Annotated in this window: 18 protein-coding genes; 9 read left to right on the forward strand and 9 right to left on the reverse strand. The window is 72.2% G+C overall.

The genetic code is table 11. The features are described 5' to 3' along the window. Positions 1 to 26: 26 nt before the first annotated feature. Positions 27 to 176, forward strand: coding sequence for a zinc-binding dehydrogenase (locus tag K7854_RS37875; protein ID WP_226030706.1), 150 nt, complete (start codon positions 27 to 29; stop codon positions 174 to 176). A 150-nt stretch (positions 177 to 326) separates the two neighbouring features. Here K7854_RS37875 and K7854_RS35580 read toward each other — a convergent pair whose 3' ends face one another. Further along, positions 327 to 1,466, reverse strand: a complete 1,140-nt coding sequence (locus K7854_RS35580; protein WP_226030689.1) for an FAD-dependent monooxygenase — start codon at positions 1,464 to 1,466, stop codon at positions 327 to 329. A gap of 491 nt (positions 1,467 to 1,957) precedes the next feature. On the opposite strand from K7854_RS35580, the gene K7854_RS35585 reads away from it, so the two are divergent. Continuing rightward, complete coding sequence (locus K7854_RS35585) at positions 1,958 to 2,956, forward strand: Lrp/AsnC family transcriptional regulator (RefSeq protein ID WP_226030690.1); 999 nt, start codon at positions 1,958 to 1,960, stop codon at positions 2,954 to 2,956. A gap of 72 nt (positions 2,957 to 3,028) precedes the next feature. Next, on the forward strand, positions 3,029 to 3,694 hold the full coding sequence (locus K7854_RS35590; RefSeq protein ID WP_226030691.1) for an MSMEG_1061 family FMN-dependent PPOX-type flavoprotein: 666 nt from the start codon (positions 3,029 to 3,031) through the stop codon (positions 3,692 to 3,694). A gap of 12 nt (positions 3,695 to 3,706) precedes the next feature. Here K7854_RS35590 and K7854_RS35595 read toward each other — a convergent pair whose 3' ends face one another. The 4 genes from K7854_RS35595 to K7854_RS35610 all read right to left on the reverse strand — a co-directional run bounded on the left by K7854_RS35595 (position 3,707) and on the right by K7854_RS35610 (position 8,059). Continuing rightward, the gene (locus K7854_RS35595) at positions 3,707 to 5,485 is read right to left on the reverse strand and encodes an FtsX-like permease family protein (RefSeq protein WP_226030692.1); all 1,779 of its coding nucleotides are present in this window, start codon (positions 5,483 to 5,485) and stop codon (positions 3,707 to 3,709) included. 2 nt (positions 5,486 to 5,487) lie between these two features. Further along, positions 5,488 to 6,282 (reverse strand): ABC transporter ATP-binding protein, encoded by a 795-nt coding sequence (locus tag K7854_RS35600; RefSeq protein ID WP_226030693.1) that lies wholly within the window; start codon positions 6,280 to 6,282, stop codon positions 5,488 to 5,490. Continuing rightward, positions 6,279 to 6,830: a PadR family transcriptional regulator gene (locus K7854_RS35605; protein WP_226030694.1), complete on the reverse strand. Its 552-nt coding sequence runs from the start codon at positions 6,828 to 6,830 to the stop codon at positions 6,279 to 6,281. The genes K7854_RS35600 and K7854_RS35605 overlap by 4 nt, the downstream gene beginning before the upstream one ends. 176 nt (positions 6,831 to 7,006) lie before the next feature. Beyond that, complete coding sequence (locus tag K7854_RS35610) at positions 7,007 to 8,059, reverse strand: DUF6215 domain-containing protein (protein ID WP_226030695.1); 1,053 nt, start codon at positions 8,057 to 8,059, stop codon at positions 7,007 to 7,009. Positions 8,060 to 8,292: 233 nt separating this feature from the next. On the opposite strand from K7854_RS35610, the gene K7854_RS35615 reads away from it, so the two are divergent. From K7854_RS35615 to K7854_RS35635, 5 genes are all read left to right on the forward strand, one after another. Next, positions 8,293 to 9,150 carry a TetR/AcrR family transcriptional regulator gene (locus tag K7854_RS35615; protein WP_226030696.1) on the forward strand — a complete coding sequence of 286 codons (858 nt, stop codon included), beginning with the start codon at positions 8,293 to 8,295 and terminating at the stop codon, positions 9,148 to 9,150. A gap of 51 nt (positions 9,151 to 9,201) precedes the next feature. Beyond that, a complete protein-coding gene (locus tag K7854_RS35620) occupies positions 9,202 to 10,128 on the forward strand; it encodes a beta-keto acid cleavage family enzyme (protein ID WP_226030697.1) in 927 nt (308 codons plus the stop codon). Further along, positions 10,125 to 11,141, forward strand: coding sequence for a 3-hydroxyacyl-CoA dehydrogenase NAD-binding domain-containing protein (locus tag K7854_RS35625; protein WP_226030698.1), 1,017 nt, complete (start codon positions 10,125 to 10,127; stop codon positions 11,139 to 11,141). Before K7854_RS35620 ends, K7854_RS35625 begins: the two co-directional genes overlap by 4 nt. After that, positions 11,138 to 11,617, forward strand: a complete 480-nt coding sequence (locus tag K7854_RS35630) for a thioesterase family protein (protein ID WP_226030699.1) — start codon at positions 11,138 to 11,140, stop codon at positions 11,615 to 11,617. The genes K7854_RS35625 and K7854_RS35630 overlap by 4 nt, the downstream gene beginning before the upstream one ends. A 120-nt stretch (positions 11,618 to 11,737) precedes the next feature. Next, positions 11,738 to 13,564 (forward strand): glycoside hydrolase family 3 protein, encoded by a 1,827-nt coding sequence (locus K7854_RS35635; protein ID WP_226030700.1) that lies wholly within the window; start codon positions 11,738 to 11,740, stop codon positions 13,562 to 13,564. Between the two features lie 42 nt (positions 13,565 to 13,606). Here K7854_RS35635 and K7854_RS35640 read toward each other — a convergent pair whose 3' ends face one another. The 4 genes from K7854_RS35640 to K7854_RS35655 all read right to left on the reverse strand — a co-directional run bounded on the left by K7854_RS35640 (position 13,607) and on the right by K7854_RS35655 (position 18,294). Then, a complete protein-coding gene (locus K7854_RS35640; RefSeq protein ID WP_226030701.1) occupies positions 13,607 to 14,398 on the reverse strand; it encodes a DUF4097 family beta strand repeat-containing protein in 792 nt (263 codons plus the stop codon). Positions 14,399 to 14,456: 58 nt separating this feature from the next. Further along, positions 14,457 to 15,794 carry an ABC transporter permease gene (locus K7854_RS35645; protein ID WP_226030702.1) on the reverse strand — a complete coding sequence of 446 codons (1,338 nt, stop codon included), beginning with the start codon at positions 15,792 to 15,794 and terminating at the stop codon, positions 14,457 to 14,459. Positions 15,795 to 15,797: 3 nt separating this feature from the next. Further along, positions 15,798 to 16,589 carry an ABC transporter ATP-binding protein gene (locus K7854_RS35650; RefSeq protein WP_264088148.1) on the reverse strand — a complete coding sequence of 264 codons (792 nt, stop codon included), beginning with the start codon at positions 16,587 to 16,589 and terminating at the stop codon, positions 15,798 to 15,800. A 133-nt stretch (positions 16,590 to 16,722) separates the two neighbouring features. Next, on the reverse strand, positions 16,723 to 18,294 hold the full coding sequence (locus K7854_RS35655; protein ID WP_226030704.1) for an MFS transporter: 1,572 nt from the start codon (positions 18,292 to 18,294) through the stop codon (positions 16,723 to 16,725). 167 nt (positions 18,295 to 18,461) lie between these two features. On the opposite strand from K7854_RS35655, the gene K7854_RS35660 reads away from it, so the two are divergent. After that, positions 18,462 to 19,208 (forward strand): TetR/AcrR family transcriptional regulator, encoded by a 747-nt coding sequence (locus K7854_RS35660; protein ID WP_226030705.1) that lies wholly within the window; start codon positions 18,462 to 18,464, stop codon positions 19,206 to 19,208. The last annotated feature ends 64 nt before the right edge of the window (positions 19,209 to 19,272 follow it).

Raw genomic sequence — 19,272 nt, forward strand, 5'->3', positions numbered from 1 at the left:
ACCCGACCCGGCTCACCGCCGAGACCATCGGTGCGGTGCTGGAAAGGGCAGCCAAGGGCACCTTCACCGTCGAGATCGACGCCGCGTACCCCTTCGAAGAACTCGACCGGGCGCTGGCCCGCAGCGAGGCGGGGCACCTCCGCGGCAAGCTCCTGGTCACCGGGCCTTCGTCATGACCGCGCCCGCCCCTTCCCGGTCGCGGCCCGGCTGACGATGCGACAGGCAGCACCGCGCGGGCGTACGGCCGCCGGTCCATCTGCCCCTGCACGGCGGCGCGTTCCTCGTGCGCCACCCAGAGCACGAGGACAAGCGGGTGGGGCCGCTCTTCAGAGGGGCTGGGCCATGGTCTCGAGCACGCGCTGGGTCAGACCGGCGTGGTCGAAGTCGGGGTGCGAGGCCGGGTCCATCTCGTACTCGCCGATCGCCACCGAGGACTCCACGATGAGCTTGCACCGCTCGTAGCGGCGCTCGCTGTAGGCGGTGAACGCCTCCTCGTGGTCGCCGTACGCCGCCAGGCACTCGGCGAGCACCACCCCGTCCTCGATGGCCTGGGCCGCTCCCTGGCCCAGGTGCGGGGTGACCGCGTGGACGGCGTCGCCGATCAGGGCGATGCGGCCCTTGTGCCAGGGAGCGGGAGCGATGAGCCACTCCTCGGGCCGGAACACGATCTCGGCGGACTCGTTCACGTAGGTGTCGCGCACGCGTCCGGTCAGGCCACCGAACGGGGCGAGGTGCTCGCGCAGTTCGTCCGCCATCCTGTCCTGGTCGAGCCAACGGCCTTCCTCCCAGGTGGTGTTGTAGAAGACGTAGGCCAGGTCCGGTCCGATCGGCACGAAGCCGGCCATGCCGTCGGGGCCGTGCTGCAGGACGATGCGGTCGATCTCCGGCTCGCGCGGGATGTTGAGCCGGAACGCGGACTGACCGAGGTAGACCGGTTTCAGCTCCTCGCCGAGCACGTGGGGGCGGACCTTGGAGTAGACGCCGTCGGCGCCGACGACGTGGTCGTAGACCGTGCGGGAGTCGTCCGTGAAGGCGACGGTGACGCCGTCGGGGCCGTCGTCGAGGGTGGTGAAGGTCTTGCCGTACTCGATGACGGCGCCCGCCTCGCACGCCTTGTCGGTGAGGATCCGGTGCAGCTGCGGCCGGCTCAGGCCGTTCATGGGCGGCAGCTCGGTCCCGGGGATCCTGGAGCCGGGCATCTCGCGGACCAAGTTGCCGTCCACGTCGAGCAGGTGGCCCCATGCGGTCGTGGAGTAGCCGACCGCCATGCACGCCTGCGCGCAGCCGATCGCGTCCAACGCGCGCAGGGCGTTCACCGGCTGGATGATGCCGACGCCGTAGACCGACGAGTGGAGGTCCGCCTGCAGTTCCACGACGTGGACGTCGTAGTCGGCGTTGCGCAGTGCGATGGCGGTGGAGAGACCGCCGATGCCGCCACCGACGATGAGAACGCTTCCTCGGCTCATATTCGAAATCACCTCGTTTTGATCTGTGGACATGGCCGTGCGGAAAGTCGCTCGGCCCGGGACGGGATGGCGAACGTAACGGGAATTCGAGTGCGCGAGAAGCGGTCCGAAACGCAGGGTTAACTTGCGTTCCCGGCTACTTGCCCGACCGGCGAGAACACGCTCCCACCCCGCTGCGACCTGGAGTTTTCCAGTCTTGCCGCATCCCGGGGCCGCTGCGTGGAGAAAATCCGGCGTTTCCCTTCGGTGGATGTCGGATTCCCGTTTCCCCTTGCATTTCGACTGGCCCGCAACGCACGAAGTCGTCGTACCGATCCTCTGTCTCGGCCCGGTGCAGCGGCTGGGCTCCTGGGATTCCGCGGTCGGCCTGGTCCTCGTCAACGCCGTGTCGTACGGTGGGTGTCGCCCCGGGTGCTGATCACTTCCGGGCTGCTGATCGCCGCAGTGGCCCTGATGTCGATGACCGCCGCCGGCTCAGGCAGGAGCAGCCAGTGAACGCAGTGACGCCACCCGGCCACGGCGCCCCCGTCTCCCCCGGTCCCCTGGACCCGCTCGATCTGCGGCTGCTCCAGGCTCTGGAGTTCGACGGCCGGGCGCCGTTCAGCCGGATCGCCCAGGTGCTCGGAGTCTCCGACCAGACGGCGGCGCGCCGGGTGCGCCGCCTGCGGACCACGGCGAACCTCCGGATCACCGGCATGATCGACGACAGCCGGCTGGGCCGGGACACCTGGATCGTCCGGCTCGGCTGCGGCCCGGGCAGATCGGCGCGGCTGGCCGCCACCCTCGCCGACCGGCACGACACCCACTACGTCGACATCGCGGCCGGCGGTACCGAGGTCATCTGCGCCGTCACGCCCCGTTCCCGGCCGGAGCGCGACGACCTGTTGCTGGAACGCTTCCAGCGCACCCCGCACATCAACACGGTGAGCACGCACTGCGTCCTGCACACCTACTACGGCAACTCGCTGCGCTGGCTGCGGAAGATCAGCGCGCTGGAACCGGAGCAGGAGCGCGCCCTGCGCACACCCGCGCCCTCCCCCGGGCCCGCCGCCGCCCCGGACGCCGCCGACCAGGCCGTCCTGGAGCTGCTGCACACCGACGGGCGGGCCACCCTGACCGAACTGCAGCGGGCGACCGGGCTGTCCGAAACCGCCGTGCGCAAACGCCTGGACCGGCTGCGTGCCACGGGCGTGCTCCACATCGCCGTCGAGTACGACCACGAGCCGCTCGGCCTGGACGTCGAGGCGCTGGTCTGGCTTTCCGTCGCCCCCCATGCCCTCGCCGAGGCGGGCCGGGTGCTCGCCACCCGGCCGGAGGTGCGCTTCGCGGCCGCCGTCACCGGGAGCACCAATCTCGTGCTCTCGGTGCTCTGCCGGAACGCGCGGCAGCTGCACGCCTTCCTCAGCGAGCAGGTCGGCGCCCTGACGGGCGTCAGGACGGCGGAGACCGTCCTGACGCTGCGCCGGGTCAAGACCCTCACCGTCGGCTGACGCGGCCCGGCCGGCCCGGATTCGCGCCGGTTCCCGCCTCAGGTCACCCGGTCGTCTTCTAGGGTCGCCCTCATGATGATCGACACCGATGCCGCCGGCTTGCTGTTCGATTCCCTCCGGGCGGACGCCCTCACCGGCCCGGACCAGCTGCGCGAGCTCTATCCGCAGCCGAACCCGCACGCACTGCGCAAGGAGACCGACCGCCTCACCGAGGAGACCAGGGCGCTGATCGGCTGTTCCTCGCTGGTGTTCATCGGCAGTGCGGACAGCGAGGGCCGGGCGGACGTGACGCCGCGCGGCGGCCCGGCCGGATTCGTCTCGGTGCTGGACGAGCGGACCCTGGTGATTCCCGACGCGACCGGCAACAAGCGGCTCGACACCCTGCACAACGTGCTGCAGACCGGACGCGTCGGACTGCTCTTCCTCGTCCCGGGCCGCCCTACCACGCTGCGGGTCAACGGGCGTGCCTGTGTGTCGGCCCGTCCGGAGCTGCTGGACCAGCTCACTCCCGTCGGAAAGCCACCGGTCACGGCGCTGGTGGTGCAGGTCGAGCAGGCCTACCCGCACTGCCCGAAGTCGCTGATGCGCGCCAACGCCTGGCGACCGGAGCAGTGGCTGCCCGCCGACACCCAGCCGAGCAGCGCCGAGGTGACACTGGCCCAGCTGGACCTGCCCGGCCTGACCCTGGACCAGATCGAGGCGGCCGAACAGGAGTCGCTGCGCCTGCGTTACGAATGAGACGGCAGAGCGTCAGGCGGGCCCGGCGTCGAGGAGGCGTCCGGCGGGGCTGCGGGTGTGCAGCCAGGCGGGCAGGGCGGCCAGGGCCGCCACGGCGAGGAGTACGGCTGGGGCCGCGGCCGCGAACCAGCTCACCGGAGGTATCACCACGACCGCGCTGAACAGCGCGAACAGACCGAGCCCCAGCGGAATCCCCACCGCGATCCCGCCCACGGCGGGCAGCAGTTGCGCGGTGCAGAGCGCCGCGACGACCTGGCCGGGGGTGGCGCCCAGGGTGCGGGTGACGGCCAGGGCGCGCCGCGCCTGCACCGCGGTGCTCCAGCTGACGAAGACGGCGTTGAGCACGGACAGCGTCACGAGCGCGACCGTGACACCGAGCATCACCTGGCCGGTCAGGGCGTTGCGGCTGTCCTCGAACGTGGACGTTCCCCGGGCGGTCTCCGCTTCGAGCGACACCCGGAAGGTCAGGAGCCCGGTCACCATGACCGTGGTGGCGGCCGTGCCCACGGCGCTCAGGACCGCGCGGCCGGGACGCCGGGCGATCAGCCGCACGCCGATCAGGAGCGCCGGCGGCAGATGGGCGGTCAGGGCGGCCGACCGGGGGCGGTGCGGGCTCAGGTGCGCCGGGTCGGCGAGGGAGTCGACGGTGCCGGAGCGCACGGTGCGCAGGACGGGCCCGAGCGTGCCGGCCAGGGCCACCAGTACGGCGAGCAGGGTGGCTGCCACGACGATGCCGGTAGCCGGCGGGCCGGCCTCATTGAGCAGCCCGGCGCCGGGGTCGGCCAGTGCGGGCGCGGTCAGGCACCCCGCGGTGACTCCGGCGGCGGTGGCCGCCACGGCGAGGAGCAGGTACTGCGCGAGCAGCAGCGCGGCCACCGTACGGGGCGTGGCGCCGACCGCCTTGAAGAGTGCCGCGCGCCGGTGGTCCCGCGGGGCCCGTACCGCGGCGAACGAGGCGAGGGTGACGAGCGCGGCCGCCGCGAGCAGCCAGCCGCCGATGACCAGGGTGGGCCGGACCGCCCTGAGCAGCCGGGTGTCCCCGTCGACGAAAGTCTGCCAGGCATGGGTGTTGACCCAGTACCGGCCCCGGATGTCGTCGGTGAGGACGGTGTGCTGCCACCTGCTCGTCGCGTCGGGATCGGACAGCTTGATGTTCAACAGGTGGAGGACGGACTCGGCGCCGGCTGCCGCGCGGGCGTCGTCGGTGGTGAGCCAGATGCGACCGCCGCCGTCGGACGGCCCCGGGCCCTCGGCCCAGTTGCCCCACGGATAGACGGCGGTGGCCGCGCTGATGGCCGTACCGACGACCGGGTACCGGCGCTCGCCGATGGTCACGCGGTCTCCGACACGCACGCCGAGTGCCTGGGCGAAGCCGCGTTCGACGACCGCGCCGCCGTCGCGCACCCAGGTACCCGAGGTCACCAGCGGCCGGTCCACGGCGGACGGGGTGCGCTCGCGTCCCTCGACCGCGGTGTGCTCCGTCCGTCCGTGGGCGCGGACCGTGGTGGAGAACCCGGGCACCGGGTCGGCGACCGTGTCCACGCCAGGGGCATGTGCGATGCGCCGGGCCAGGGCGGCGGGGTCCGGGTCGGTGGTGACGGCCGTGATGTCGGGTCCCGCGGTGGCCTCGCGGGTCTTCAGGTATCCGGCGGCCACGGCGTTGTCGGTGGTCATGCCCAGGGTCAGCGACGCCGTGGCCGCGGTGACGGCGACCAGGAACACGACGGCCTCGCCGGGGCGGCGCCGCAGGTCCCGGGTGACGAGCCGCCAGACGAGCAGCAGTCGGCCCACGGTCACTCCTCCCAGCCGAGGAGCGCGCCGAGCTGCGAGCCGCCCGAGGCCGGCGAGGTGTCCTCGGACGTGGCTCCGTCGCGCAGGGAGATGAGCCGGTCCGCGGTGGCGGCGACGCGTTCGTCGTGGGTGACGAGTACGAGGGTCTGGCCGGTGCCCCGCAGTTCGGCGAAGAGACGCAGCACGTCGTGGGTCGCGGTGGTGTCGAGGTTCCCGGTGGGTTCGTCGGCGAGGACCACGAGCGGTTCGTTGACCAGGGCGCGGGCGATGGCGACCCGCTGCCGCTGCCCGCCGGACAGCCTGGACGGCAGGTGCCGGCCCCGGTCGGCGAGCCCGACGCGGTCGAGGAGGGCGGCGGCACGACGGCGGGCGGTGCGCGGCGAGTCGCCGGCGAGCAGCGCGGGCAACTCGACGTTCTCGGCCGCGGTCAGCTCGTCCATCAGGTGGAAGTCCTGGTGCACGAAGCCGACGGCACGGCGCCGCAGTCGGGCGAGCGCGCGTTCGCCGAGCAGGTCGATGCGCTGCCCGCCGAGCCACACCTCGCCCTCGTCGGGCCGGTCGAGGCCGCCCAGCAGATGCAGCAGCGTCGACTTGCCGCAGCCGCTGGGTCCGGTCACGGCCAGCGTCTGCCCGGAGGGGACGTCGAGGTCGACCCGGTCGACGGCCAGAACCGTGCTGTCACCCTGCTGGTAGACGCGCGACAGGCCGACGGCCCGCAGCACCGGACCCGCCGCCACGTCCCCCCGGTCGCCGCGCCGGGACAGCCCCCTGCCCCGCCGACCGCCTCGTACCGTCATCCGTTCCCTCCGCCCTCTCCGTGTTTCCCGTGCGGGGCACGGGCGGACCAGGTCCGCTCGCACGCCTCCAACCAGCGCAGATCGGCCTGCAGCCGGAGTGCCACGCCCTCCAGCAGGAGCCCGGCCTCCGAGCCCGGGTCGCAGGTGAGAACGGCGTGCTGGACCTCGGCGAGGCCACGTCTCAGTTCGCGGCGCCGGGCGTCGACGAGCGTGAGCGGATCCGCCATGCCCGACTCGGCGGCGGCCACCAGCTTCAGATGGAACTCCGCCACGTCCGCCCGGGGTCCGGCGGGCTCGGCCAGCCAGCCGGCCACCCTTTCCCGTCCGGCTCCGGTCAGCGCGTACACCTTGCGCCGCGGACCGCGCTCCGACGCGTCCTCGCGTTCCCGTACGACCAGGCCCGTCTTCTCGAGCCGGGAGAGCGTGACGTACACCTGCCCGGCGTTCAGCGTCTCGCCGAGCGGTCCGAGCGCGGTGCGCAACCGCCCGCGCAGGTCGTACCCGTGCGACGGCCCCTTGACCAGCAGCGCCAGCACCACGTCCTGCACGGGCTGCCCTCCCCGACCTTCGCGCGTCCCGCCAATAGATAGCGGTTAGCCAAAAGCGCCGTCAAGCCGACCCCGCGTCCCAGCCGCCCGACACGGCCCCAGTCGCCCGGCACGTCTCAGTCGCCAGACGCGTCTCAATCGGCCGACGAATCGGCCCAGCTGGCTGCGCCGGTCTCTCAGACGGTTCGTTCGGGGAGCGTCGGAAGCATCTTCTCGGCGATGTCCAGCAGAGCGCTGTCGGCCGGGAGGGCTCCGGACGTGCTCCACACGGTGATGTCGTAGTAGCCGCCCTGGTCCTTCGCGTCGAGGGCCACGGACAGGGTGCGGGCCAGGGGGCCCTGGCCGACCGGTCCGCCGGAAGCACTGCCCCCGAGGTCGATCTCGATCTTCATGGTGTGGTCCGACGCGAATACCGCGGGCCGGCCGAGGACGGAGAGCGTCTTGACGTCCGTCTCCTCGCCGTACTCCATGAGCTTGACGTACTGGGCGACGGACAGGTGGTTGTACGTCACCGAGACGTGCACGGTGTACGTGTCGAACTGGACCTGGGCCTCGGGCTGGGCGACCTTCCCGTCGGTCAGCGGGGCGGTGCCGCTGGTGCCGGACACCGCGGTCGCGGTCTCCGCGGGCGTGCCGAGGAGTCGGGCCAGGTCGGGGCGGTTGAGCGCCTCGCACAGCTCGTCGCCGGTCACGGCCCGGGGCGTCTTCCGGTAGGCGCTCGGGAGTTCCTCGTCCTCCCCGTCGGCGCACGAGACGGGCCGCGAGGTGCCGTCGTCGTCGGCGGGCAGCAGCTGCGGGCCCAGCCACAGTGCCGCGCCGAGCGCCGCGAAGACGGCCACGGCCGCGACCGCCTGGCCCCACGCGTTGGGTTCCTTCTCCGCAGCCACCGAAGCGGTGGGCGCGGCCGGAGCGGTGGGGCGTCGCTCGGCCGGGCGCTGCGACTCGGACTGCGGCTGCGGCTGCGGGCATGGCTGGGGCTTGGCGGCGTCGGTCGCCGCTCCGTCCGCCGCGCTCGCCGGGGCGGCGGCGCGGCGGGCCCGCAGGGCACGGACCACCGTGTGGACGCGGACCGCGGTGAACACCAGGAACACCAGGCCGATCGCGGCCGGCATCCATGCGCCGTCACGGTGGGCGAGGTACATGATGCGCACGCCGAAGACGGACCCGACCAGGATGAGCAGGGGCTCGCGGACCCAGAAGGGCAGCAGGCGGACGAGGAAACCGAGCATCCGGCGATCTCACCAGGCCAAGATCGCGTCTGCTGTGACGGAAGCCATAATTCCGGCCCGGTACTCAACCGTGATGAGCGGGACGCGTGGGACCGGCCCCTTCCGCTCCCCGGCACCCGTCCGTTGCGCTTCTGACTGGCGTGTCAGTCAGTGCCTCAATGTGCCTACTTACCATGAAGTTCTCGCTCGTGATCTGTTGAGTTTTCCGCAACACCTGTCTAAGGTCGGGGCCCGTGGAAACCGACGACGCCCTCGACGGCGCACCGACCGCCGACACCGCCGCACGCGTCCGCGAGGTCATCACGGCGGCGGGCGTCACCCAGCGCGAGTTCGCGCGCCGTGTCGTCATGGACCCGTCCAAGCTGTCGCGTTCGCTGAGCGGCACCCGCCGCTTCACGGCCGCGGAGCTGGCGCGGATCGCCGACGAGGGGCGGGTGGACGCGGGCTGGCTGCTCGGCACCCGGGTCCGTGAGAAAGCCCCGGCGCAGGCCGCCGGGGTGACGGGCGGTCGGCCGCTGCAGATCGTCCGCGAAACGGTCAGGCTGATCGCGGAGCACGGTTTCCACGCGGTGCGGGTCGCCGACATCGCCCGCGCCTGCGCCACCAGCAGCGCCGCGATCCATTACCACTTCCCCGGCCGCGCCGAACTCCTGGAGGCGGCCGTGCGCTGGTGCATGGACGAGGACACCGCGCGCCGGGCCGCCCGGCTCGCCGAGGCGGACGACGCGGCGGCGGAGCTGCGCCAGCTCATCGCGCTGCAGACGCCGCGCACCGAGCAGCAGCGCCGCCAGTGGGCCGTGTGGCTCGACCTGTGGGCCGAGGCCGCGCGCTCCACCGCGGTGGGCCGGCTCCACTCCGAGTACTACCGGCAGTGGCGGGAGACCGTCGCCGACGTCGTGCGCCGAGGCGTCGGACAGGGCGTGTTCCGCGCCGGGCTCGATCCGCAGGCGGCGGCCCTGACGCTGACCGCGCTCGTCGACGGCCTGGCGACGCACGTCCTCTCGGTGAGCGGGCCGTCGTCCGCCGCGGCCGCGGACGCGATGCACGCGGCACTGACCGCCCACGTCACCGACACGATTCTGGCCCGGTAGACCGGAAGCCGGTCCAGGAGCAACACAAGCCCCGACCCCGGGAGTTCCCGCATGCCCATCAACGAGAACGTCATCATCACCTGCGCCCTCACCGGCGCCGGCGACACCGTCCGCAAGAGTCCCCACGTTCCCGTCACACCGGAGCAGATAGCCCGGAACGCCGTGGAGGCGGCCGCCGCCGGAGCGGCCGTCGTGCACATCCACGTACGGGATCCGCAGACCGGCGATCCGTCCCGGGACCCGAAGCTGTACCGGGAGGTCGTCGAGCGCATCAAGGAGACCGGCACCGACGTCGTCATCAACCTCACGGCCGGCATGGGCGGTGACCTGGTGGTCGACCCGGACGACCCGCTCACCCACCTCCCCGGCACCGACCTCGTCGGCGGTCTGGAGCGGCTGCCGCACGTCGAGGACCTGCTTCCCGACATCTGCACGCTGGACTGCGGCTCGCTCAACTTCGGCGACGGCTCGAACCTCTACGTCTCGACGCCCGACATGCTGCGCGCGGGCGCCCGGCGCATCCAGGAGCTGGGCGTGCGGCCCGAGCTGGAGATCTTCGACACGGGTCAGCTCTGGTTCGCCAAGCAGCTCCTCGCGGAGGGCCTGCTCGACGACCCGACGGTGTTCCAGCTGTGCATGGGCATCCCGTGGGGCGCGCCCGCGGACCCCGGGGTGCTTCAGTCGATGGTCAACATGCTGCCGGACGGGGCGCCGTGGGCGAGCTTCGCGCTCGGCCGGATGCAGATGCCGTGGGTCGCGCAGTCGATCCTGCTCGGCGGCCACGTCCGGGTGGGCCTGGAGGACAACCTGTACCTCGGCAGGGGCAACAAGGCGACCAATGCCCAGCTCGTCGAGCGGGCGGTGACCATCACCGAGTCGATCGGCGCCCGTGTCGCGACACCGGACGAGGCCCGCGCCACGCTCGGCCTCAAGCCGCGCAAGCAGTCCGCCGCGACGACGAAGGAATCCCTCTCATGACCTCACCCGAGACGACCACGCCCGAGACGGTCTCGCCCGAGACGACCGCGCGCGACACGACCGCGCCCGAGAACGTCCGCCGCGTCGCCTGCGTCGGCGCGGGAGTCATAGGCGGCGGCTGGGTCGCCCACTTCCTGGCCCGCGGCTACGACGTGACCGCCTGGGACCCGGCGCCCGACGCCGGGCGGAAGCTGCGCCGGCTGGTGGACGCCGCCTGGCCCACCCTCACCTCTCTCGGCCTGGCCGAGGGCGCGTCGACGGACCGCCTCACCGTCACCGCCACCCTGGAACAGGCCGTCGCCGAGGCCGAGTTCGTGCAGGAGAGCGCGCCCGAGAAGCTCGACCTGAAGCGCGACCTGCTGGCCCGCCTGGACGCCGCGACGCCGCCCGGCGTCGTCATCGCCTCGTCCACCTCCGGCTATCCGATGACCGACATGCAGACGACGGCCGCGGACCCGTCGCGCCTGGTCGTCGGCCATCCGTTCAACCCGCCCTACCTCATCCCGCTCGTCGAGGTCGTCGGCGGTGAACGCACCGCCGCCTCGGCGGTCGCCTGGGCCTCCCGCTTCTACGAGGTCGCGGGCAAGTCCGTGATCACGATGGACCGCGAGGTGCCGGGGTTCATCGCGAACCGCCTCCAGGAGGCCCTGTGGCGCGAGGCGCTGCACATGGTCGCGAGCGGCGAGGCGACGGTCCGGGACATCGACCTGTCGATCACCGAGGGTCCGGGACTGCGCTGGGCGGTGATGGGGCCGATGCTCACCTTCGCGCTCGCGGGCGGCGAGGGCGGCATGGCGCACATGCTGGACCACTTCGGGCCGTCCCTGAAGTCGCCGTGGACCCGCCTGGAGGCGCCGGAGCTGGACAAGGAGCTGTACGACGCCGTGGTGGCGGGCTGCGACGAGGCGGCGGACGGCCGTTCCCTCGCGGATCTGGTGGCCGAACGCGACCGGGGCGTCGTCGAGGTGCTGCGCGCCACGGGCCGCCTGGGCCGTGAGGAGGGCTCCCGGTGACGGCGCTTCCCCTCTTCCGCAGCACGGTCCGTCCGGAGTGGATCGACTACAACGGCCATATGAGCGAGGCCTTCTACGTCCTCGTCTTCGGCCACGCCACGGACGAGCTGATGACCGGTACGGGTCTGGACTCGGCCTACCGCGAGTCCACGGGCCGCTCCCTCTACACGGTGGAGTCGCACGTCCGCTTCCTGCGGGAAGTGCCCGTGGACGCCCAGCTGGCCGTCCGCACCCGGGTGCTGGGCGCGGCGGCACGCAAGGTGCGCTTCACGCACGAGATGTACGTGGTGTCCGCACCGGACTCGGAGCCGGCTCCCGACGCGGTTCCGGTGGCGACGACGGAGCTGCTCGGGGTCCACGTCGACCGGCGGGCGGGCGGGGCCGTCGAGTTCCCGGACGCGGTACGGCGCCGCTTCACGGAGCTGACCGAGCCGGCTCCGGACTGGGCGGGCCGCTCGATTGCCGTCGTGGCCTAGACCTATTTTGTCTAGACCTCTTGCCCGCCCGTGACCCGCGGGCTACGTTTCCGGCTGTTCGGAGTCCTTCAAGTTTCCTTCAACTCCCTTGACGAGCAAGGCTGGAAGGAGCATGTCCGCATGCAGGACCGGAGTCTGTCCAGACGGACCGTCCTCGCCTCCGCGACCGCGGTCGCCGCGAGCACGGCGGGTGCCGTGGGGGTGTCGGCCACCCCCGCGGCCGCCCACGGGCGCGACCACCGTCTCAAGAGGATCATCGCCCGGATGAGCGTCGAGGCGAAGATCGGCCAGCTGTTCGTCCCGTACTTCTACGGCGCGTCGGCCACCTCTCCCAGCCAGTTCGACCAGGAGCGCAACCTCCGGGAACTCGGCGTCCGCACCGTGGCCGAGCTGATCGCCAAGTACCAAGTCGGCGGAGTCATCTACTTCTCCGGCTGGACGAACAACATCCAGGACCCCCGCCAGGTCGCCGACCTGTCGAACGGGGTGCAGCGGGCCTCGCTGGCCCTGCCCACCCCCGTTCCGTCCCTGATCTCCATCGACCAGGAACACGGGGCCAACGTCCGCATCGGCAGCGGCGCCACCCAGTTGCCGGGCGCGATGGCGCTCGGCGCGGGCCGCTCGCTGTCCGACGCGCGCGCCGCCGGCCTGATATCGGGCACCGAACTCGCCGCGCTGGGCATCCACCAGAACTTCGCCCCGGTCGCCGACGTCAATGTGAACCCGGCCAACCCCATCATCAACGTCCGCTCCTTCGGCGCCGACGCGCACGCGGTCGGCCGCATGGTGGCGGCCCAGGTGACGGGTTATCAGCGGGCCGGCGTGGCGGCCTGCGCCAAGCACTTCCCGGGCCACGGGGACACCGGACAGGACAGCCACACCGGACTGCCGGTGATCACCCACAGCCGCGAGGAGTGGGAGCGCGTCGACGCCCCGCCCTTCCGGGCCGCGATCGCCGCCGGCGTCGATTCGATCATGACCGCGCACCTCCAGGTCCCCGCCCTCGACCCCAGCAACGACCCGGCCACCCTGTCGCCCGCGATCCTCCAGGGCGTGCTCCGCGGCGAACTCGGCTTCGACGGCGTCATCGTCACCGACGCCCTCAACATGCAGGGCGTGCGCACCAAGTACGGCGACGACCGCGTGCCCGTCCTCGCCCTCAAGGCCGGCGCCGACCAACTGCTGTTCCCGCCCAACATCGACGTCGCCTACAACGGCGTCCTGGCCGCCGTCCGGAGCGGCGAGATCACCGAGGACCGGCTCGACGAGTCGGTGCTGCGCATCCTGCGCCTCAAGGACAAGGTCGGCCTGCTCGGTGACAGCCCCTACACCTCCCGCCGGGAGGTCGACCGGGTCGTCGGCGCCCGCGGGCACCGGCTCGCCGCCGCCCGGATCGCGGAGCGCACCACCACCCTGCTGGTCAACGAGGACGGGGCGCTCCCGCTGCGCCGCGGGCAGCGCAAGCTGCTGGTGACCGGCGCCAGTCCGGCCTTCCCGACCGACGACACCCGTACCACGGTGCCCGAGCTGGCCCGGGCGTTCGGGGAGCTGGGCTACCGCACCACCCATCTCGCCACCGGCCGGGAGCCCGACGCGGCGAAGATCGACGAGGCGGTGGCCGCCGCACGGGGACGGGACGCGGTGGTCGTCACCACCGACAACGTCGGCGCCACCAGCGCCCAGCGCACCCTGGTGTCCCGGCTGCGCGCGACGGGCGTCCCCGTCGTCCACCTCGCGGTGCGCAACCCCTACGACATCGCCCACCTCGGCGACGTCCCCGCCTCACTGGCCTGCTACTGCTGGACCGAGGTCGAACTGCGCGCCGCCGCCCGGGTGATCGCCGGCCGGGTCGATCCGCGCGGCAGGCTGCCGGTGCCCGTCCAGCGGGCCGACGACCCGTCCCGGGTCCTCTTCCCCTCCGGGCACGGCCTGTCGTACGACGGCTGACCCCCGCGGGCCGCGTGGTCCCGCGGCACCGCGCGGGACCCGTCAGACGCGGCGTACGGTGATGTCCCCGCTCTTCGTGGTGATGTCGAGGGTGAGTTCGCCTGCGCCCTCCGGGGAGGCGCCGCCCTTCCCCAGGTCGCTGTGGCGGTCCCCGCTCCCGGTCGTCAGGCTCTCGCGCACTCCGACGCCGTTCTCGACCTTCACCGTGACGTCGCCCGAGGAGGTGGTGGCCCGGATGGTGCCCGCGCGGGCCCCGGAGATGCGCAGGTCTCCGGAGACGGAGCCGATCTCGACCTCGCCCTCGGTGGCGCCGATGAAGGCGTCACCGCTGGCGGAGTCGCCGTGCACCGATCCGACGACGCCGCGCACCCGCAGGTCGCCGGAGTCGGTGCGGTACGACAGGGAGCCGACGATCGTGCCGAGGCGCACGTCCCCGGAGGTGGAGCCGAGCCGGACGTCGCCGGTGACGTCCTCGACGTCGACGTCCCCGGTACCGGTGTCGGCCGTGAGCCCGGCGATGTCGCCGCGCACGTCGAGGTCGGCCGACTCGCTGCCGAACTCGAGGGTGGACCCGGCCGGGAGGGTGACGTCCAACCGGAGGCCCGGCCTGGTGCGGAGCACGGCCGCACCCGCGGCGGGCGCCGTCACGGTGAGGACACCGTCCTCGTAGGTCACCGCCGTGTTGTCGGCGGCCTGCCGGTCCGTCCTGCTCAACCGGACCCAGGGGGCCACTGCGACGGTGATCCGACGGCCCGTGCCCGCCCGTACGGCGCACCGGCCGCCCGGGACTCGGATGCGGGCCGTCGCCGGGGTGTCCGCGGTGAATTCGTACATCACACCAGTCCTTGCTGCTGGGGGTGGGAGGAGGGGGAGGACCGGAGGGCCGGTCCGTTCACGCGATCACGGCCGCTGCGGTGACCGCGCGGACGCGCAGTGCGCGGTGCGCGGTGAGGAGGCTGGTGAGGAAGGTCGCCGCGGCCGCTGCCGCGACGGTGCCGAGCCAGAGGCCAAGGCCCTGGTCGGGGAGGGAGGAGCCGGTGCGGAACCTGGTGAACGCGACGATTCCCGCGAGGCCCGCGAGCGAGCCGTAGAGCACCCCGGCGAGGGTGAGGAGCAGCCCTTCCCAGCCGATCATCCGCATCACCTGGGCGGGGGTCGCCCCGGCGAGCCGTTCCTGGCCGAATTCCCTTCTGCGGTAGGCCGTCGCCGCGTACAGGGTGTTGATCAGCATGATGTAGGCGAAGGCCACGATGATGCCGACGATGACGAAGTTGAGCGTTTCGAGGTTCTTGTCGTCGACCGTTCTGACGAGCCCGGACTCCTTGATCGCGTCGTTCTGCACGCCCTGCATGTACAGCGTCGCCGTCGCCAGCGCGACGAACAGGATCAGCGGCATCAGGGTCCCGGACAGTTCCGCGGCGCGGCGGCGTACGTTGCGCACGGCGAGGTAGGCGCCGGCTCCGCCGAACGCCGCCAGCGGCCCCTCCAGCACGGCGAGCACGAGCCGCAGCAGGGCCGGGGAGAGGATCGCGAGGCCGACGGCCAGCAGGATGGCCCCGTAGGCGGGGGGCGCCATCGCCATCGGTTCCGTCTTCTCCATGGCGAAGGTGGCGCCCACCCCCGACGCTCCGGCCGCCAGGGCCGCGCAGCCGGCGAGCACCCGCACCCGCACGCCGCGCCTGCGGGTTCCGGAGCGGGCCTTCGCGGCCCGCCGGACCGCGAGGAACGCGGCGCCCGCCGAGGCGAGCAGGGTGATGGAGATGCCGGTCGCCAGTGCGACGGGGCCGAAGACGTGGTCCACGTCCTGGGCGACCTGGCCGCTGTCCTTGAACTGCTCCAGCAGCACCTGGCCGCCGAGCACCGCCGGTCCCACGGCGGCCAGCGTCCCGACCAGGGCGACCACGACCGCCTCGCCGGTGATCATCCACTTGATCTGCGCGGGGGTGGCGCCGACGCTGTGCAGCAGGCCGATCTCCGCGTCGCGCTGACGGACGTTCACGGTGAGGGTGGAGGCGACGGCGAAGAACACCAGCAGGGTGCCGTAGCCGCCGACGACCTGGGCGGCCGAGTTCAGCGATTCCTCACTGACCGGGTCGACGCCGCTCGCGCCCGCCGTGTCGAGCATGGAGTTGAACGTCATGATGACCGTCGCGCCCAGGAAGGCGGACAGCAGGGTGGCGAAGAAGCGACCGGGTCGCTGGCGCACCGAGCGCATGGCCAGTTGCAGCATCGGTCACACCCCCGTCGCGGTCTGGTCGGCGACGGCGTCTCCCAGGTGGGCCAGCCGCTGCGCGACGGCGTCCACGGTGGGGTCGGCCAGCCGCCCGGCCAGCCGCCCGTCGGCGAGGAACTGCACGGAGTCCGCGTAGGACGCGGCGACCGGGTCGTGGGTCACCATCACCACGGTGCGGCCGTGGACGTGTACGGCTTCCCGGAGCAGGTCGAGGACGTCGCGGGCGCTGCGGGTGTCCAGCGCGCCGGTGGGCTCGTCGGCGAAGACCACACCGGGCTCGGTGACGAGCGCCCTGGCGATGGCGACCCGCTGCCGCTGGCCGCCGGACAGTTCGTCCGGCCGGTGGTCGAGACGGTCCTGGAGGCCGACCTGGGTGAGGATGTCCCGCGCCCGGTCCCGGTCGATGCGGCGGCCGGCGAGCTTCAGCGGCAAGGTGGTGTTCTCCGTCACCGTCAGGGTGGGCAGCAGGTTGTAGTCCTGGAAGACGAATCCGATGCGCCGGCGGCGGAACTTGATCAGCGCGGCCTCGCTGCGGCCCTTCATCTCCGTGCCGTCCACCACGACGACGCCGCTATCTGGCTGCTCGAGTCCGGCCGCGCACTTCAGCAGGGTGGACTTGCCGGAGCCCGACGGTCCCATCACCGCCGTGAAGCTGCCGGCGGGCAGGCTCAGTGAGACGTGGTCCACCGCGGTCACCGCACTGCCGGCGGTGCCGTAGACCTTGGTGACCGATTCGAGGCGCAGCGCCTCGGCGGTCGTACTCGTCTGCTCGTGGTCGTTGCGGCGTGCCAACCCGATCACTCCTCGGAGAATGTGTGGTGCGGTCACAGCGCCCGGACGCCCGGGAGTCGGCCGGGACGCGGGTGGGGGGAGCACCGACCCGGGGACGGGGGCGGCCCCGGGCCGGTGGTTCAGGGGTGGAAGGTCAGGTCTGCGCCCGGGCGGCGACGAGTTCCTCGGCGTCGTCCTCGACGGCCGCCGCGGCGGGGCTCGGCAGTCCGCGCAGCAGCCGTGCGGTGAGGGCCGCGGTGACGAGCATGACGCAGCCGGCGACGATCGCGGCGGTGTTCATGCCGTCGGTGAAGGCGCGCTGGCCCGCGGCGAGGAGCCCGTCGCCGAGCTGTCCGGGGAGCTGGCCGGCGACGGCACGTGCGCCGCCGAGGGTGTCGCGTGCCGCCTCCAGCGCGCCGGACGAGGCACCCGGCACCTGGACATCGCTCATCTGCCGGTGGTAGATCGCCGCGCCGACGCTGCCGAGGATCGCCATGCCGATCGCGCCGCCCAGTTCGTCGCTGGTCTCCGACATCGCCGAGGCGGCTCCGGCCCGTTCCGGGGGCGCGGCGGCCATGACCATGTCGGCGAGCAGCGGCGCGGTCATCATCATGCCGGCGGCCACGGTGCCCGCCCCGGTCAGCACGACCCACAGCCCGCTGTCCGGCCGCAACACGCTGAGCTGTACGAAGCCGATGGTCATGAGGACGAGTCCGGCGCTGAGCAGGTAGCCCGGCCGCACCTTGGTGGACAGGGCGACGGTCACGGACATCACGACGAACAGCGCGGGCATGACGCTCAGCGACCACAGGGCCGCGGTGAAGGGCCGCAGTCCCTGGACGAGTTGGAGGTACTGGTTGGTGAACAGCGTGATGCCGGTGAGGGCGAACATGGTCAGCAGCTTGAGGACCACGGAGGCGGTGAAGGCCGGGCTCCGGAAGAGTGCGACGTCGATGAGGCCGCCCTTCCCCCTGCGCTGCACCAGCACGAAGACCGTGCCCACCAGCAGTCCGCCGAGGATGCTCGCCAGTGAGGTGACGCCGAAGCCGTCGACCGTGGCGTCCTTGATCCCGTAGACGACGAGCAGGATCGCCGCGAGCGACAGCACCGCTCCGACGAGGTCGAACCGGTCGGGCTGCGGCGCCTTGAACTCCGGCAGGAGGATCGGGCCGACGATGAGCAGGAGCACCATCACGGGGATGTTGATCAGGAACACCGAACCCCACCAGAAGTGCTCCAGCAGGAATCCGGCGAGGATCGGGCCGAGGGCGATGCCGCTGGTGGCGGCGCCGGTCCAGATGCCGATGGCCGCCTTGCGCTGGTTCTCGTCGAGGAACATGTTCCGGATGAGGGACAGCGTGGAGGGCATCAGCGTCGCGCCCGCGATGCCGAGCAGCGCGCGGGTGACGATGAGCTGCGTGGCGCTGTCCGAGAGGGACGCGGCGAACGAGGCGAGGCCGAACGCGGCGCCGCCGATCAGCAGCAGCTTGCGCCGTCCGATCCGGTCACCGAGGGCTCCCATCGGAATGAGCATCCCGGCCAGCAGGAACCCGTAGAGGTCGGAGATCCACAGCTGCTCGGTGGCGGAGGGACGGAGATCTCCGGCGATGTCCGGGAGCGCGAAGAACAGCACTCCCACATCCATCGACACGAGCAGGCAGGGCAGCACGAGCGTGGCGAGCCCGACCCACTCCTTCCGGCCGGCCTTGTCCGTAGCATCAGACATATTCGCGGACTCCTAGTCGTGGCCGCGGATCGGGCGACCTATACATTGCGTTCACCGTACGCTGTAGAGCGTGCGCCGTACGCACAATCGCGTGCGTCATACGCTTTACCGCGTAGCATATACGCAATAGACGTCGTCGTTGCAAGATGCTCCGAAGGGATCGAGACATGGGTGACGAGGCGCAGGGAACCGGCCTGCCCGCCAGTACCGAAGCTGTGTGGGGGGTGCGGGCGCGCCCGCCCAAGGGGCCGAGACCCGGTCTCAGCCTGCAGAGAATCGTCGACGCCGGCGTACTGGTGGCTTCCTCGGAGGGCATCGAAGCGGTGTCGATGAGCCGGGTGGCCAAGCAGCTCGGCTCCGCACCCATGGCGCTGTACCGGTACGTACGCGCGAAGGACGAACTCCTCGCACTGATGACCGACGCGGCCTACGGACCGCCGCCCGAGCTGGACCCGGAGGAGGGCTGGCGGCCCAACCTGTCCACCTGGGCCTGGGCGCACATGGCGGCGCTGCGCCGGCACCCGTGGGTGCTGCGGATCCGGGCGGGCGGCCTGCCCACGCTGCCCAACCAGGTCGGGTGGATGGAGCAGGCGCTCAGTTCGCTGAAGGGGACCGGGCTGCCCGAGGCGCAGAAGCTGTCGGTGATGATCCTGCTCAACGGTTTCGTACGGACGGCAGGGCAGCTGGCCGCCGAGATGGACAGCGCGTCGCAGGCGGCGGGGTCCACCGAGCACGAGGCCATGGCCGATTACGGCCGCACCCTGGGCAAGCTGGCCGGTCCCGACCGCTTCCCGGCGCTCAACGCGGTGCTGTCCGCCGGCGTTCTGGAACAACAGGATTCCCCCGACAACGAGTTCGTCTTCGGTCTGGAGCGCATCCTCGACGGCATCGAGGTGCTCATCCGCGAGCTGTAGGAGCTGATGCCCGGGGGCCCGGTACGCCGGGGCTCCGGGGAGCCCGGGCGCCAGGGAGCCCGGC

It is taken from the genome of Streptomyces hyderabadensis (genome assembly GCF_020404845.1).
GTDB lineage: Bacteria > Actinomycetota > Actinomycetes > Streptomycetales > Streptomycetaceae > Streptomyces > Streptomyces hyderabadensis.